Origin of the sequence: Chryseobacterium gleum (assembly GCF_900636535.1) — a bacterium.
Taxonomy (GTDB): domain Bacteria; phylum Bacteroidota; class Bacteroidia; order Flavobacteriales; family Weeksellaceae; genus Chryseobacterium; species Chryseobacterium gleum.
Genome location: NZ_LR134289.1, coordinates 2,526,537 through 2,542,068 on the forward strand (window position 1 = coordinate 2,526,537; position 15,532 = coordinate 2,542,068).

Below are 15,532 nucleotides of genomic sequence, written 5' to 3' on the forward strand. Positions count from 1 at the left end.
AATTTCATTTAGCCATTTCCGGAAGAACATGATCAGGAACTTTAAATACAGAAACAATGACCAGAATCAAACATAAAATATTGATCAGCAAGGTCATCGAAAAAGCTCTTTGATAATGTTGTATTGCAGGTTGCTCTCCAAGAAAATAATAAAAGATACTTCCAATAGCAACAATTCCTATGATGGCAGCAATCTGCTGAAAGGTATTATACACCCCTGAGGCATTTCCTATCAATTTTTCAGACATGCCAGATAACGCAATATTGGCCAGCGAAGGAATAATGGAACCTACTCCCAATCCATGAAGAAACAATAACAGACAGAAAAGTGGAAAACTTGTTTCCGTTCTGAATAAGAATAGCTGAAAAATAAGAATAACAATAATAAACATCAGTCCTGCAACCAGGGCCTTTTTTCCATATCTTAAAATCAGTTTTACAGAAATGACAGATGCAATAATAAAACCCAACCCTTGAAATACAATGATTTCACCTGCTTTTAAAGGATTTATTTTTAATCCGTCCTGAAAAAAAAGTGAAAGAATATAAAAGTATGAATCCAGCATGATAAAAAATGATGAAACGGCCAGGATTCCAAGGTTGAAATTTTTATACCGGAACAATTCAAAATCAATCAGATAAGAGCGTTCATTCCTGATTCTTTTCTTTTGATTTTTAATGAAAATCAAAAGAATAATTACTGAAATCATCATCAATAAAACATTTTTAAATTGAATTCCCGCATGTTCAGACATTGTTAATGCATAGACAGCACAGAACAATCCGGCAGAAAGCATTACAACACCGCTCATATTAAAGGATTGTTTCACAGGTGTTTTAGATTCGTTCAATACTTTCAGACTAAGAAAGATCGCTGGCAGGCATACCGGAATATTCATCAGAAAGATAAGACGCCAGGGTTCTTCCATCATTGTTAATGAGGAAAAATATCCGCCAAGGAACTGTCCCAGAATAGTTCCTGCTCCAATGGTAATACCATACCACCCCATTGCTTTTGTACGCTCCTGATGATCAGAGAACAATACCTGTATCATTGAAAGTACCTGGGGAGCCATCATGGCAGCGCTTACCCCCTGAATAAATCTTGAAACAACCAGCTGGCCCGCCCCTACGGAAATTCCGCAAGCCACCGAACTCAGCATAAAAGCTGTTAATCCGATCATATAGATCTTCTTTCTCCCATATACATCACCCAATCTGCCGCCGGTAATCAAAAAAGAGGCAAATCCGATGAGATAAGCTGCAATCATAAACTGAATTTCCCCGTTGCCGGCACGCAGGTCTCTTTGTATAGATGGAATAGATACGTTAATGATAAAAATATCCATAATTGTCAATAACTGACCTAATAATATTACCAATAATTTCAAATAGTTACATTTCATTTTTATATAGATATATCTATTTTTTTAGAGTCAAAAAAATTAAGGTAATAAGCCCTTAACAATTTTTTTCACCTGATCAAAAGAATCATTTTGTCTCCTGATTGTGGAAGTAACAACAGCTCCTTCTATTAATAAAAAAATGTTTTCTGCCAACAAATCAGGATCTGAAATCTGTCTTTGCATTCCATATTCTCTTACAAGAGCTGTGATCAAATCCTTTTGCTTCTCTTTATGCTTTTGGGCAAAATCAGATACGGAAGGATTGCCCTCTCCTATTTCAGAAACAATCTTAATAAAATGGCATCCGGCAAACTTTGAAGTCTGCTGAAGTTTTTTCCTGTAATCAATCAGGGTTAAAAGTTTTTCTTTGGGATCTGAGATTTTGGATGTACTGTTTTCAAAACCTTCAAACCAATCCGATTCCTGTTTGATAAGATACGCCTGCAGAAGATCATTCTTAGATGAAAAATGGTTATAAAGTGAGCCTATAGCAATATCAGCCTCTGCAATAATCTGGTTGATTCCTGTAGAATTAAACCCTTGCTTATAAAACAGATCTGAGGCAACCCTGATAATTCTGTCACGCACTTTTTCCTTTTTCATCGAGAAATTTTTACAAATCTAAACAAAAAATAGATAAGTCTATCTATTTTTTAAGACACAAATAAAAATTTTATTGTACCCTTGAAACGTAAAAATAACTGTACCATTCAGTACATATTATTTTTTTTATAAAATTGAGGCATATTTTGTATCTTTAAATAACCATTTTAAAGACTATTTGGTAAATAACTATGGCGGAAGAACTTTATTTCATCAAAACCAATCCAACTATTGCCAAAATTAATTTGTACAATAAGCTTAGCCGTGAAGAAGAGAATATTCTTAAATTTCTTCAGCCTGAAGCAAGAAACACCCTTGAAACAATTAAAGAAAAAATAAAGGATTCTGTTGAAGAACTCACCCAGGAGGAACTCCTGCTTATTTTCCAATGGTTTACCAAAGTATATTCTTCAGATCATGAGGAAGCCAAAACACAGCTTTTCATCAATGGTATAGACCTTTTTTATGAAATTCCGACAACTGTTCATGCCGAAAATTTTCTTAAAATCCTTTCTGATTACGAAAAACTCCTGAAGCAGGACATGAATTATATTGTGGATTCCAGCAATTTTAACCAGTTCCTGATCTATGGGATCTTTCTCACAGAAATTCTCAATAAAGAAAAGCATCAGGATAATATCCTCTATGAGTATCTTAAACCGGATAATCAATCTTTGTACCTGCTTGCAGAAAACCAATGTAATGTGAAGGAATTTGACGGTAAGGTCATCCCGGATCTCCAGCAGCATTTTACAGACCTGTATGATCTGACCCGCTTTTACAAAGGTCCGATCATCAAACTGGAACAGCAATAAAAAAAGAGGCTTCTTCAAACCTCTTTCAACAATTCAAGATTTTTTATAAGAAAATCTAATGCTTCTTTCACTGCCTTTTCAGGGCCTTTAGGATTAAATCCAAGCTCATTTCTTGCTTTAGAAATATCAAAATCCTGCTGTAATCCTGAAAACATGGCAATATCTTTCCGGGTGAGCACCGGCGGTTTACCACTTAGCTTTGCTGTAAATTCCATAAGGGCAGCAATAGCAAACAAAATTCCCTTAGGTACGGAACGCGGAATTTCCAGTTTCAGTTCAGGATAAAGTCTGTTGGCAAGAATTGTAGTGTCGGTAATGGTCATACATTTTTCATTGGCAAGAATATAACGTTCACCGGAACGTCCTTTTTCAGCAGCCAGATAACATCCTTCTGCAACATCTTTTACATCTATCCAGTTCAGGGTAATTTTGGTATCTACAGGAATTTTTTTGTTCAGGATCAGCTTTAATACTCCATAAGAAACATTTAGCGGTAAAAATGCTTCGCTTCCAATCATGGCAGAAGGCATTACGGAAACCAGCTCTATCCCCATTTTTGCAGCCAGATCAAAGGCCAGCTTTTCACCGTCATTTTTAGAATTATAGTACATATCCCTTCGGTCCGGATTATAGCCATTACTTTCTCTGGCAGGCAGGTTTGTATAATCAAGCGCAGCAATAGAACTTACATACACTATTCTTTTCACCCCCGCTTCCGCAGCAGCTTCGATGGTATTGCGGGTACCTCTCATATTGACGTCATAGATTTCCTTTTCAGGATCTTTAGCCCATAATTTAAAAGCAGCACCTACTGAATAAAAGGTTTCCACACCCTGCAGAGCTTTTACGAAAGAAGCTTTATCTGTTATATCAGCCTGTACCAATTCACAGTTCAGTCCTTCAAAAGGTTTTCTGTTGTTGATATTCCTTACGGCGGCCCGTACCGGAATCCCCTGTTTCAATAAAAATCTGACTAAATTATTTCCAAGATGTCCGTTTGCCCCGGAAACAAGACTTACATGATTCTTTGTCATTGCATTCATTTTAATGCTGCAAAGTTCACCTTCTCTTTACCGGAACCACTTGACTTTTGTTAGTTAATTATTTTTTTCCGGATCCTGCTGAGGCTTTCAGGCTTCATCCCTAAAAATGAAGCGATATATTGTACGGGAACATTCTGAATAATTTCCGGATAATCTTTCATAAGCTTAAGGTAACGCTGCTCAGCACTGAGTACTGACAGTTCTCTGGAACGGTTCTCATTATAGGCAATCGACTGCTGAAAAACAGAGATACTGAAATCTTTCATTGCCTTGCTTTCACTGATCACAGCATCCAGATTTTCTTTTGAAATTCTGAGAAGCTCAGAATCTGTGATACATTCCACATTGTTTTCGGAAACCGTACCGCTGATAAAATCCTGATAGGAAGTAAAAAATCCCGGCGGGCAGTTGATATGAGTGGTCACTTCATTTCCATTCTGATCAGTAAAAAAAATCCTCAGGTATCCTGACACAATATAATAAAGGTACCGGGGAACTGTACCGGCTTCTTCTATTACAGTATTTTTTGAAAATGCTATCGGCTCAAAATAGTGTTTGACAGCTTCTGTCTCTTCATGGCTAAAGTCACGTCCTGAACGGATATTTTGTAGAAGCTTGTCGTACATTGGAAATAAAATATTTTGTTGAATCAGGTACAAAAATATCAAAATAAAGTCTCAATATGCATCAGCAATAAAAAGATTCTTCACCACCCGATGTAATATCAAAGACAAAACAATTGTCTTGTATATAAACTAAAAAATATGAATCGGAAGATTACCATTCTTTTAAGTCTTATTTCTTCGTCTTTTCTTTTTGCGCAGAGTGTTGAAGGAATTATTACAGACAAAGACAATAAACCAGCATTGGAAACCGAAGTCCTGATTACCAAAAATGATGTGAAGTTTTCAGCCATCACGGACGATAAAGGGATGTTTAAAATTCCATTGAAAGAAGACGGAGAATATTTATTCGAAATCATAAAAGACGGGGTAAAAACCAATAGTGAAAAAATTACGGTAAAGGGAACACACAGAAAAGATCTGCAAATCAAAGAAGCACCTGTCACTGAACAGAAAATAGAAGGGGTTACCGTTACTGCAAAGAAAAAATTATTCGAAAGAAAAGTAGACCGTCTGGTCTTTAATGTTGAAAACTCTGTTGCCTCTCAGGGAATTGATGCGATAGAGGCACTTGCCAAAACACCGATGGTAAAAACCAGTGATGATGCTATAAGCATTGCCGGAAAAAGTAATGTGGCAGTAATGATCAATGACAGACTGCTGAATCTTAATGGCCAGGAGCTGATCAACTACCTGAAAACACTGCGCTCCGATGACATTCTTAAAATTGAAGTTATCACCACGCCACCTGCAAAATATGATGCTGAAGGAAAAAGCGGACTGATCAACATTATCCTTAAAAAGAACACCAATATGGGCTGGAACGGATCTATTCAGACTTCAGGTAACTATTTCTGGGGCAGACCTACAGTATCAGCAAGAAGTGGGGCTACTTTTAATTATCAGGGAGAAAAGCTGTCTCTGAGCACCAATCTTTCCGTAGGAGATAATTACTGGTATTATACTACCTATAACTATCTTTCCGCCAGCAACAATAAAGATTACTGGAACCGGGATACTCAAAATCTCAATAACTACAAATATAAAGGGGGAAATGCAAAGGTTGAATACAAGATCAATGATAAAAATCTTATCGGAATCAATTACAATTATTCGCACAGTAATCCTTTGGAAAAAGGAGAAAGCCAGGCTGTAAGGTCCAATGATGAAGGATTTCTGAATATTCTTTCCAACTTCAGAAACCGGAACAGCAGGGATGTTCACAACGCTACGGCATTTTATGAAACAAAACTTGACAGCGCAGGAGGTAAACTGAATATTACTGCCAATCTGATGCTGAATAATTCCAATGCCAGAAATTTTTCCAATACCATTACTTCTGAAACGATTTCTACAATGGCCAATCCTATAAGCAAATACCGCATTTATTCCGGACAGGCTGATTTTGAAAAAACATTCGCTAAAATCAAGACAGAATCCGGTATAAAATATACTAAGATTAAAAATGATTCTGAATTTAATTTTTTCAATATCAACAATGGTCAGTATGACCTGAACTTGGGCAGAACCAATACATTCTTTTATAATGAAGAAAATTATGCCGTTTACTTTTCTACCAATTTTAAAATCAGTGAAAAATGGGATGCAAAAGCCGGTCTCCGCTATGAGTATACCACATTGGAAGGGATTTCCATGAATGACGATACCTCCGCAAAGATCAATTACGGAAAGTTTTTCCCTACTGCTTACATCAGTTATAAACCGAACGAGAATCATTCATTTTCTCTTAACTATTCACGCAGAATTTCACGTCCGTACTTCGGTAACCTGAATCCGTTCAAATATTATACTTCCGAGTATGAATACAGCACCGGTAATCCTTACCTTTTACCTACGTTTTCAGATAATTTTGAATTCGGATATGTTCTGAACAATAATCTCAATATCACTTTATATTACAATTATAATAAAGATAGCTGGGACAGAGTACAAATGGTAGATGGTGATTACAGATACACAGTCGCTAAAAATTTTTACAATGAAGATCAGGCAGGTATCAATATCAGCTATAACTACAACAAGCTGAAATGGCTGGAATCTACGGTATTTGTAAACGGATATTATACAAAATCAAAATCATATGATCCTTCGATCTTGACTGCTCCCGCAGGATACAGTGCCAATCTTAATATCGATAACAGTTTCTTCCTCAATAAAGAGAAAACAGTCACTTTTATGCTGGGACTTTGGGGCAGTCTTCCTAACAGGGTTGGAAATTCATATTATTACAACAGTTCTTCATTGTATACGGGTATGAAACTGGCATTTATGGAAAAAAAACTGCTGGTTAATCTGTATCTTAACGACATTCTGAACACCAACCGTGAAAAAGGGATTGAGTATTATCCTTCTTATAATATCGATTTTCAGTACAAAGGGATTACCAGAAATGTTCATCTTTCTCTTACCTACAAGTTTGGAAACAATAATGTGAAAGGAGCTACCAAGCAGGTGAAATTTGAAGAATCAAACCGGGCAGGCGGCAGTAACTAAACCTTCACCTTGATCAATTATTACAAATCAGGATAAAAACTATAGCACCGCCGGCAGCTTCACATCGTAAAGAAGCTGCCAGCTTTATTTTATCCTGTTTCCCAAGGCTTGACCTTTCTAAAATAATACACCATTCCACCGGCACTATAAGCCAGTACATCAAACAAATCTCCGGTAAAATTTCCGGATAACCCCGGACAGAGCACTTCAAACAAAAATGAGAGATAAAGGACTGAAGTCAGTACAAATTTCAGGTCAGGTTTCCAATGATAACCTAAAAGAGGATTCATCAGATATTCTATAAGATAACAATACATCGGAACAGTAATACAATCTGTAAAATAATCATTGATAACAGGAATATAAATTCCTGCCCGCCTCAGAAAAATAATCAAACCCCATGCTGCAAGTCCCAGCAAAAACCAATATGAAATTCTTTTTTTCATTACATATGAAGCACTGCCATAATAATTCCAAGGATGATCTGCAGGATTTTTGATACCACTTCCTGCGGATCCGTTTTCTTTTCTGTTTCGATCTTTTCCGCTGATTCGTAATCGAATTTCTGTTTTCCTTCCATGATGATATGATTGATACTGCAAATATACCATATTAGAACACTTGTTCTAATTTTAAAAATATGATTTATTTCAACCTGTATATTCTTATCTTTGAACTATGAAGACCAAGGATAAGATTCTGTCTAAAGCACTGGAGTTATTTAATGATAAGGGGTATAATAATATTACTACCAGGCATATTGCAGCTGAGCTCAATATCAGTGCGGGAAATCTGCATTATCATTTCAGGCATTCTGAAGACATTATTAAAATTCTTTTTTCAGAGCTAACTTTGAAAATGGATGAGCTTCTGAACCATATGAAAGAGAAGGAACATAAGACCCTGGAAGACCTTTATCAGTTTACCTTTTCCACTTGTGAAATTTTTTATGCCTACCGCTTTATATTTATCAGTTTTATAGATATCCTGAATCAGATTCCAGAAATAGAATCCAGGTACGAGGGCATCAATTTCAGCAGAAAAGAAGAGTTTCAACTGATTTTTTCAGATCTTCAGAAGAGTCATATTTTTCAGAAAGATGTTCCCCGCTTTATTGTAGACTGCCTTACAGAGCAAATTTTTATCATTGCAGATAACTGGCTTACCCATAACAGGCTTATCCTGAAGCTGAATCCTAAAGAAGCGATACAGCATTATACGCTTCTCCAGATGAATCTTTTTTATCCACTACTCAATAAAGAACAGCAAAAGCTTTATGAACAGCAATATATCCAATAAGCATAATATTATCATCCGAAAAGGTAATGAAGCAGATCTTCCGGAAATGCTACAGCTTTTTGCAGCCACAATAGATGCAGTGTGCCGAAAAGATTATACACCTCAACAGCTCGAAGCATGGAAATCCGGAGCTGAAAATGAGGAAAGATGGAGGAAAGTGATCAGAGATCAGTATGTTGTAATTGCTCTCAACGAAAATAAGATAGCTGGTTTTTGTACTCTTGATCAGGGAAATTATATCGATCTTCTTTTTGTCCACAAGGATGAGCAGCAAAAAGGTATTGCATCAATTCTTTACCAGGAGGTTGAAAATGAAGCACTCCGGCAGCATAAAAAACAACTGACAGCAGAGGTAAGCAAAACAGCCAGACCGTTTTTTAAGACAATTGGTTTTCAGGTGGTTCAGGAACAAGAGGTCTATGTTAAAGGAGTAACTTTGACCAATTATAAAATGATAAAAAGTCTTTTTTAATTTTTCTGAATAATGGAATTACAACCGGAATATAATGAGTTCAGAATTTCAGTTCCTGAAGAATTTGAAAATATATTCACACATTTTTATTTTGCTGAAAACACAGATGAAAGACCGGTCACTAAAACACTTTTGCCCACCTACCAGACGATTCTTTTATTCTGTTTTGGAGAAAGTGCCACCATGTCTACCCTGGAAAAGACAAGTATAAGTGTTGATAAATGTATGGTTTTCGGTCCTGTGAGGCAAGCCTTTGATTATACACTTCCCGCCGGCTGCTCCATTTTAGTGGCCAATTTTAAAGATGATGCTTTCTACAGGTTTTTTGGGAAAGCATCTATTGAACAATCTGTAAGACATCCTGACGAATTGCTGAAAGAAAACTGCTTTACTGAACTGTGGCATCAGCTGAAAGAATTACATTCCACCACAGCACAAGTGGATCACATTCTTGAATTCTGCAAACCTTATCTTCAATATCAGGACATTACAGGTAAACTATTAAGCAGTTTTGAGAATGATCTTTTAAATCCAATAAAAGTCATTGCAGAACAGACCCGGCAAACGGAGAGAAACATCCAGCGAAAACAGAAGGAACAGTTTGGATATTCCTTAAAGGAAATTAACCGGTATAACCGTTTTTTAAAAGCCATCAAAATCATTGAACAGGAGACCGGAAAACAGAATAAAGTCCAATGGTTTACCATCATTGATGAATGTGGATATTATGATCAGAGCCAGCTCATCCATGATTTCAGACATTTTATCAACATTTCACCTGCACAGTATCTGAAATTCCAGCAGGATATCTGTAATCCAAAGTCCGGATAGGCCGTTTCGTTTTCTTACAATTTTTGAAAAGCTCACTCCTATACCTTTGTCTCATTAATCTAAATCATCAAAACAATGAGACATTTGATCATTTACGCACACCCCAATGAAAACAGTTTAAATCACAATCTTTTAAACACAGTAGTTGACACCCTCCGATCCCAACATCATGAGATTATTGTGAGAGATCTTTATAAAATAGGTTTTGATCCTGTACTTTCTCTGGCTGATATGCAGGGACAACGTATGGGAAAAGCATCGGATGATGTAAAAACTGAACAGGATCATATTTCGTGGGCAGAACAGATTACTTTTATTTATCCCATCTGGTGGACAGGGCTTCCCGCTATGATGAAAGGCTATATAGACCGTGTGTTCAGTTATGGTTTTGCATACCGTTATGACCAGGGTGTACAGAAAGGACTTCTGAAAGGGAAATCAACAATGATTATCAATACCCATGGGAAATCATCTGAAGAATATGAAAAGACAGGGATGGATAAAGCGCTTACACTAACTTCCGATCATGGCATTTTCATCTATTCCGGGCTGGAAATCATCAGACATTTATTTTTCGACAAGGCAGACCGGGCAAGTTCTGAAGACCTGGAAATCTGGAAAGAGCAGATCAAAAATTTATATTCAAAACATTTAATTCATTATTAAAAGTACTTCTTATGAAAACATATACCGAAAAACAGAGTATGAACCCAGCTGTATTAACTTCATACAAACTAATGAAGAAAATAATAAAATACAGTTTGTACATTCTGATCTTCTATTTTGCTGTAAAGGGATTTATGGCATGAAATTAGCTTCAGAAATCGCAAGTAAAATTGTTTTGAACCATTATTTTAAGCCATTAAGATTGATGGATGGTTAAGTTTTTCTTTTAAAACAAATCTTGTTATAACCCTGCAATGCGTCTTAATGGTTTAAATATTGGCTTCACAGGTAAATCCTGTATATTGGCATCACAATGAAACATCTGAACAGTATATTACGTCTTCCATTCTTCAGTGAATATTACACTCCGGACTACCGTTCGGGAAGACTTTCTATATCTGTAATCCAATAAAATAATCTACGTATATATAGAGCCCGGACAGTACCTGTCCGGGCTTTTCATTTTAAAACTATTCAACATGATTCATTCATTACAAGAAAATGCGGCCATCATCCTTCCGGAAAACGGTCTCGAAGAAAAGCTTAATCAGGCAAAAAAAGAAAACAGAAAACTTTCTGTCAAACTGGGATTTGATCCCACCGCTCCCGATCTTCATCTGGGACATGCGGTCGTATTGAAAAAACTGAAGCAATTCCAGGATCTGGGACATCAGATTATTATAGTCGTGGGAAGCTTTACAGCAAGAATTGGTGATCCTAGCGGAAAAAATAAAGCTAGAAAACCCTTAAGTGCAGAAGAGGTACAACATAATGCACAGACTTATATCAATCAGCTTTCCAAAATTATTGATGTTCGGAAAACAAAGATTGTGTTCAATTCAGACTGGCTGGATACACTTAATTTTTCAGATGTCATCCAGCTGCTTTCAAAGGTCACGGTAGCTCAGCTGATGCACCGTAATGATTTTAATAAAAGGTTTACTGAGAATACGCCTATTGCCATGCATGAACTGGTATATCCTATTCTTCAGGGCTATGATTCCGTAAAAATTGAGTGTGACATTGAAATGGGCGGCACAGACCAGCTTTTTAACTGTACAATGGGAAGGCAGCTTCAGGAAGTCCACCAGATGCCTGCTCAGATTGTGATGTGCATGCCATTGCTGAGAGGTCTTGACGGAAAAGAAAAAATGAGCAAATCCCTGAACAATATTATCGGGCTTACAGATGAACCCAATGAAATGTTTGGAAAAACAATGTCAATTCCAGATGCTTTGATTGAAGAATTTATCAACCTGACCACTGATTTTTCCCCGCAAGAAAAAGCAGAGCTTCTGTTCAGGATGGCAGAGGGTGAAAATCCTATGAATATTAAAAAAATCATTGCAAAAAACATTATTACGCAATATCATAATAGCACTGCAGCAAACCAGGCGGAACAGTTTTTTATCACTCAGTTTCAGAATAAAAATTTTGAAGAAAAAGAATACCAATCCATCCCTATCAACTCTTTGAGTATTGACAACAAAATTTCCCTTGTGAAACTTTGTCATCAACTAAAGAATGACCTCAGCAAATCTGCTATACGGAGATTAATTGAAAACGGAGGAGTTCAAATCAATAATAGTAAAATAACAGATTCCAGCGAAGAGTTGGAGCTGATTCCTGGAACAAAAATAAAAATTGGAAAAAGAAGCTTTTTTGAGCTAGTGTAGGCTTGGGGGAAACTGGAAGAGGAAGAGGGAAGTTTTTTGTCAAACGTAAAATATCTGAAGTTTTTGATTGAAATGTTTTTAAAACAAAAGTTAAAATTAAAAATACAGAAGTTCACTACGATACAATAGTAACTTGTAGCTTCCTTCTTCCAGCTCCTCCCCTGACCTTACATTACTATTCTCTCCTTCAACTTATTTCAATATCTTCGTTTTTGTAAAAACTATTTCCAATGAGCTACTTCATGGTTGATATAGAATCGGACGGACCGATTCCTGGTGATTTTTCAATGATTTGTTTCGGTGCGGTGCTCGTCAATGAAGAACTGGATACTACCTTCTATGGAAAACTGAAACCGATTTCTGAACAATTCAATCCGGAGTCCCTGGCAGTTTCAGGCTTCAGCAGGGAAGAAACGATGCATTTCGATGATCCTGAAAAAGTAATGCTTGCCTTTGAAGAGTGGATTAATACAAATTCCAGAGGCAGACCTATTTTTATCAGTGATAATAATGGTTTCGACTGGATGTTTATCTGCTGGTATTTTCATCATTTTACCGGACGAAATCCTTTTGGCTTTTCTTCCAGGAGACTTTCCGATCTCTATTGTGGATTGGAAAAAGATACTTTTGCCCAATGGAAACACCTCCGAAAAACAGAGCATACTCATAATCCGGTAGATGATGCCAGAGGAAATGCTGAGGTTCTGCTGTATATGAAAGAAGAAATGGGACTGAAAATTGCATTAAAATAAAACACTAATCTCTGACTATGATTTCTGACCTGCATTACAAAAAAGCTGATGAAACTGACATTGATTTTCTTCTCAATCTCAGAATGAAAACCATGAATCCTCATTATGAAGCTTCCGGGCTTTCTACAGACAGGAAAACAACTCTTCAAAGGGTTCTTCATGAGTTTGATAAGGCCCATATTATTCTTTTAGACCATCATCCCATCGGACTGTTAAAAGTAGACAGAACCTTTACCAACATTGAGGTTCTTCAGCTACAGATTGATCCCGCCCAACAAGGTAGAGGATTGGGAAAAAAGATCTTGTCTGACATTCTGGAGGAAGCTTCACTAGCAGGGAAAACCGTATCATTAAGTGTATTAAAAACCAATAAAGCTCAGCATCTCTATGCAAGTCTGGGGTTTAAAATTATAGGAGAAGATGAGCATTCATATTTTATGGAAACTGAAAGACAGTAAATTGAAATTATTTAGGTTGGGAAAATTGAGCATAAAAAAGTCCAATTGAAAAATTGGACCTTGTATAATGTAAACAGCTATGTTGAATTTAATTTTCAAAGCTTTTATCTGCAACAGCAGCATTTCTTGCTTTTGCCAGCATAGGAATGGAAATAAGCCCCATTACCAGCATAATAACAATCTGCAGCGGTAAAGAAATAAAGGAATAAGTAAGCCCCATTTCACCTCCGAAGTCAGCGCTTTTCCCTACTGAAATAAAAAGTGCCATAAAACCGTATTTCATTGCAAGATTATAAGCTCCAATTCCTCCACTTGCAGGGATTATCATTCCCAAAGTTCCCACTACAATGATAAAGAAACCGTCTGCAAAGGTAAATCCGGATGTTTCAGGAAGCGCAAAACAAACAAGGTAAGCGGCCAGATAGTAGCAAATCCAGATTCCCAATGTATAAAGGATAAATTTTCCCTTTTCTTTTAACTTAAAAATAGAAGTTAATCCTTGAAGAATTCCTTTTCCAAAATTGATAAGTTGTTCTTTTTTATAATTATAAAGAAGAGCTAAAGCAATTAAAGCCAATATCGCCAAAGCAATTTTAACATATAAATAAAATGAATCAAAATCACTTACGCCTAATTTCATCATTTGTTCTTCAAAAAAATTAGGAACAAATTTCTCTTTCTCATCCTTTTTATCCATTACAAAATGGTAGAAAGAAAGAATCGCATTAAATTTAAAAATCACTGTCAGAATCAAGAATCCCAACATACAGACCAGATCTACCACCCTTTCCAGAATAATAGTTCCGAAAGATTTATCTACAGGTACTTTTTCTACTCCATATAAAGCTGTAGCTCTTGCTACTTCCCCGCTTCTCGGAATGGTAAGATTCATCAGATAACCGAATGATATGGACCAAAGTGCGTTGGAATTCGATATGCGGTGTCCCATAGGTTCCAGCATAAGGTTCCAGCGAATAGCTCTGAACCAATAAGCAAGCAGTCCAAATACGGAGGCAAACAGTACCCATAGGTAATTGGCTTTTGCCAGTGATTTCTGAATGACTTTAAAATCCAGTCCTCTTAAGGCGAGCCATAAAAAAAAGCCTGCAAAAGCAAGCGATATTACTATTGTAAGTATTGATTTTACCGGACTTTTTGATGTTTTCTCCATGTATTACGTAAGAAGGTTTGTTTTTTCATCCGGGAAAACAATTTTCGGCTGGAAGTCTTTTGCTTCTTCCGGTGTCATCTGTGCATAGGCAATGATAATGATGATATCATCTTTCTGTACTTTTCTTGCAGCAGGTCCGTTCAGACATACTTCCCCAGATTTTCTTTTCCCTTTGATAACATAAGTATCAAAACGTTCTCCGTTGTTTACATTCACGATATAGACCCTTTCTCCCACTACCAGACCGGCAGCTTCTATAAGATCTTCATCTATCGTAATACTCCCTATATAATTAAGGTCAGAGGCAGTTACTCTCACCCTGTGAATCTTAGACTTGAAAACTTCTATTAACATGTTGCAAATTTATTAATAAAAATTAATAAAACAGGACTTTACTATCATTTAAAAACTCCCACAAACACAGGGGTTTAATTTTACAAAACACAAGAAATATGAAAATTGCTTGTAAATTTAATAATCATATGGTCAAAAAAATTAATTGTTTACACACAATTTAGGATTTAATAAATAGAGGAAATAATATTAACTTTTTGCTAAAGTCAATATACATAAGCATTTGGCATGATTTTAGCAACCTGTAACGTAGATTTTCTGTGAAAAGTGGAATTATCATATTTTAACTGATTTTACTTAAACGTAAAAAATTTTCACAAGTTTTAATAAAAAAATTGCACAATTAGAAAATAGTATTATATTTGCTATAATTACGAACTAACTTTAATATTAAAAATTATGAACAAGTCTGAATTAATCGACGCAATCGCAAAAGATGCAGGTATCACTAAAGTTGCAGCTAAAGCTGCTTTAGAATCTTTCATTGGTAACGTAACTACTACATTAAAGAAAAAAGACGGAAAAGTTTCTTTAGTAGGTTTCGGTACTTTCTCAGTAGCTGAGAGAGCAGCAAGACAAGGTATTAACCCTGCAACTAAAAAACCGATCAAGATCGCTGCTAAAAAAGTTGCTAAATTCAAGGCTGGAGCTGATTTATCAAATGCAGTTTCAGGTGCTAAGAAAAAATAATCATTCAGATTACAAAAAATTCAGGCTGTTTCTAAGAAACAGCCTTTTTTATTTCTATAAGTGGTGTCAGGAATTTAAACCGTTGAGCTTTTTTAAGCGTTTATGATTATTAAGTTTTGGCTGAAGCCTTACCGCTATGCACAAATAATAAGCGGGCTAA

The 15,532-nt window shown here is 36.2% G+C and carries 18 protein-coding genes; 10 read left to right on the forward strand and 8 right to left on the reverse strand.

Annotated features, from left to right (window positions below):
• Nucleotides 1-4: 4 nt before the first annotated feature.
• Together EL165_RS11565 and EL165_RS11570 are read right to left on the reverse strand one after the other, a co-directional pair.
• Nucleotides 5-1,405, reverse strand: coding sequence for an MFS transporter (locus tag EL165_RS11565; RefSeq protein ID WP_002976938.1), 1,401 nt, complete (start codon nt 1,403-1,405; stop codon nt 5-7).
• A gap of 39 nt (nt 1,406-1,444) precedes the next feature.
• Nucleotides 1,445-2,008: a TetR/AcrR family transcriptional regulator gene (locus EL165_RS11570; protein ID WP_002976935.1), complete on the reverse strand. Its 564-nt coding sequence runs from the start codon at nt 2,006-2,008 to the stop codon at nt 1,445-1,447.
• Between the two features lie 191 nt (nt 2,009-2,199).
• Here EL165_RS11570 and EL165_RS11575 point away from each other — a divergent pair, with 191 nt between their 5' ends.
• Complete coding sequence (locus tag EL165_RS11575; RefSeq protein ID WP_002976933.1) at nt 2,200-2,823, forward strand: hypothetical protein; 624 nt, start codon at nt 2,200-2,202, stop codon at nt 2,821-2,823.
• Nucleotides 2,824-2,837: 14 nt separating this feature from the next.
• On the opposite strand, the gene EL165_RS11580 is transcribed toward EL165_RS11575, so the two are convergent.
• Both EL165_RS11580 and EL165_RS11585 read right to left on the reverse strand, forming a co-directional pair.
• Nucleotides 2,838-3,857: an NAD-dependent epimerase/dehydratase family protein gene (locus EL165_RS11580; protein ID WP_041461616.1), complete on the reverse strand. Its 1,020-nt coding sequence runs from the start codon at nt 3,855-3,857 to the stop codon at nt 2,838-2,840.
• 59 nt (nt 3,858-3,916) lie between these two features.
• Complete coding sequence (locus EL165_RS11585) at nt 3,917-4,492, reverse strand: Crp/Fnr family transcriptional regulator (RefSeq protein ID WP_002976929.1); 576 nt, start codon at nt 4,490-4,492, stop codon at nt 3,917-3,919.
• Between the two features lie 138 nt (nt 4,493-4,630).
• Between EL165_RS11585 and EL165_RS11590 the strand changes: the two genes are divergently transcribed.
• The gene (locus EL165_RS11590) at nt 4,631-7,003 is read left to right on the forward strand and encodes a TonB-dependent receptor (RefSeq protein ID WP_002976926.1); all 2,373 of its coding nucleotides are present in this window, start codon (nt 4,631-4,633) and stop codon (nt 7,001-7,003) included.
• An 89-nt stretch (nt 7,004-7,092) separates the two neighbouring features.
• Here the strand turns inward: EL165_RS11590 and EL165_RS11595 are convergent, their stop codons facing one another.
• Both EL165_RS11595 and EL165_RS26495 read right to left on the reverse strand, forming a co-directional pair.
• Nucleotides 7,093-7,449, reverse strand: coding sequence for a hypothetical protein (locus EL165_RS11595; RefSeq protein ID WP_002976924.1), 357 nt, complete (start codon nt 7,447-7,449; stop codon nt 7,093-7,095).
• Nucleotides 7,449-7,583 carry a hypothetical protein gene (locus EL165_RS26495; protein WP_002976922.1) on the reverse strand — a complete coding sequence of 45 codons (135 nt, stop codon included), beginning with the start codon at nt 7,581-7,583 and terminating at the stop codon, nt 7,449-7,451. The genes EL165_RS11595 and EL165_RS26495 overlap by 1 nt, the downstream gene beginning before the upstream one ends.
• A 98-nt stretch (nt 7,584-7,681) precedes the next feature.
• Between EL165_RS26495 and EL165_RS11600 the strand changes: the two genes are divergently transcribed.
• The 7 genes from EL165_RS11600 to EL165_RS11630 all read left to right on the forward strand — a co-directional run bounded on the left by EL165_RS11600 (nt 7,682) and on the right by EL165_RS11630 (nt 13,157).
• Complete coding sequence (locus EL165_RS11600; RefSeq protein ID WP_002976920.1) at nt 7,682-8,302, forward strand: TetR/AcrR family transcriptional regulator; 621 nt, start codon at nt 7,682-7,684, stop codon at nt 8,300-8,302.
• Nucleotides 8,280-8,774, forward strand: a complete 495-nt coding sequence (locus EL165_RS11605) for a GNAT family N-acetyltransferase (RefSeq protein ID WP_002976917.1) — start codon at nt 8,280-8,282, stop codon at nt 8,772-8,774. Before EL165_RS11600 ends, EL165_RS11605 begins: the two co-directional genes overlap by 23 nt.
• 12 nt (nt 8,775-8,786) lie before the next feature.
• Nucleotides 8,787-9,605 (forward strand): helix-turn-helix domain-containing protein, encoded by an 819-nt coding sequence (locus EL165_RS11610; protein ID WP_002976915.1) that lies wholly within the window; start codon nt 8,787-8,789, stop codon nt 9,603-9,605.
• A 75-nt stretch (nt 9,606-9,680) separates the two neighbouring features.
• Nucleotides 9,681-10,271 (forward strand): NAD(P)H-dependent oxidoreductase, encoded by a 591-nt coding sequence (locus tag EL165_RS11615; RefSeq protein ID WP_002976913.1) that lies wholly within the window; start codon nt 9,681-9,683, stop codon nt 10,269-10,271.
• Nucleotides 10,272-10,750: 479 nt separating this feature from the next.
• The gene (gene tyrS / locus EL165_RS11620; protein WP_002976909.1) at nt 10,751-11,947 is read left to right on the forward strand and encodes a tyrosine--tRNA ligase; all 1,197 of its coding nucleotides are present in this window, start codon (nt 10,751-10,753) and stop codon (nt 11,945-11,947) included.
• A 230-nt stretch (nt 11,948-12,177) separates the two neighbouring features.
• Nucleotides 12,178-12,699, forward strand: coding sequence for a 3'-5' exoribonuclease domain-containing protein (locus tag EL165_RS11625; protein ID WP_002976908.1), 522 nt, complete (start codon nt 12,178-12,180; stop codon nt 12,697-12,699).
• A gap of 17 nt (nt 12,700-12,716) precedes the next feature.
• A complete protein-coding gene (locus tag EL165_RS11630; protein ID WP_002976906.1) occupies nt 12,717-13,157 on the forward strand; it encodes a GNAT family N-acetyltransferase in 441 nt (146 codons plus the stop codon).
• Between the two features lie 88 nt (nt 13,158-13,245).
• On the opposite strand, the gene EL165_RS11635 is transcribed toward EL165_RS11630, so the two are convergent.
• A complete protein-coding gene (locus EL165_RS11635; RefSeq protein ID WP_002976904.1) occupies nt 13,246-14,328 on the reverse strand; it encodes a lysylphosphatidylglycerol synthase transmembrane domain-containing protein in 1,083 nt (360 codons plus the stop codon).
• Nucleotides 14,329-14,331: 3 nt separating this feature from the next.
• A complete protein-coding gene (gene panD, locus EL165_RS11640) occupies nt 14,332-14,682 on the reverse strand; it encodes an aspartate 1-decarboxylase (RefSeq protein ID WP_002976902.1) in 351 nt (116 codons plus the stop codon).
• A gap of 399 nt (nt 14,683-15,081) precedes the next feature.
• Here panD and EL165_RS11645 point away from each other — a divergent pair, with 399 nt between their 5' ends.
• On the forward strand, nt 15,082-15,372 hold the full coding sequence (locus EL165_RS11645) for an HU family DNA-binding protein (RefSeq protein ID WP_002976900.1): 291 nt from the start codon (nt 15,082-15,084) through the stop codon (nt 15,370-15,372).
• Nucleotides 15,373-15,532 lie beyond the last annotated feature (160 nt).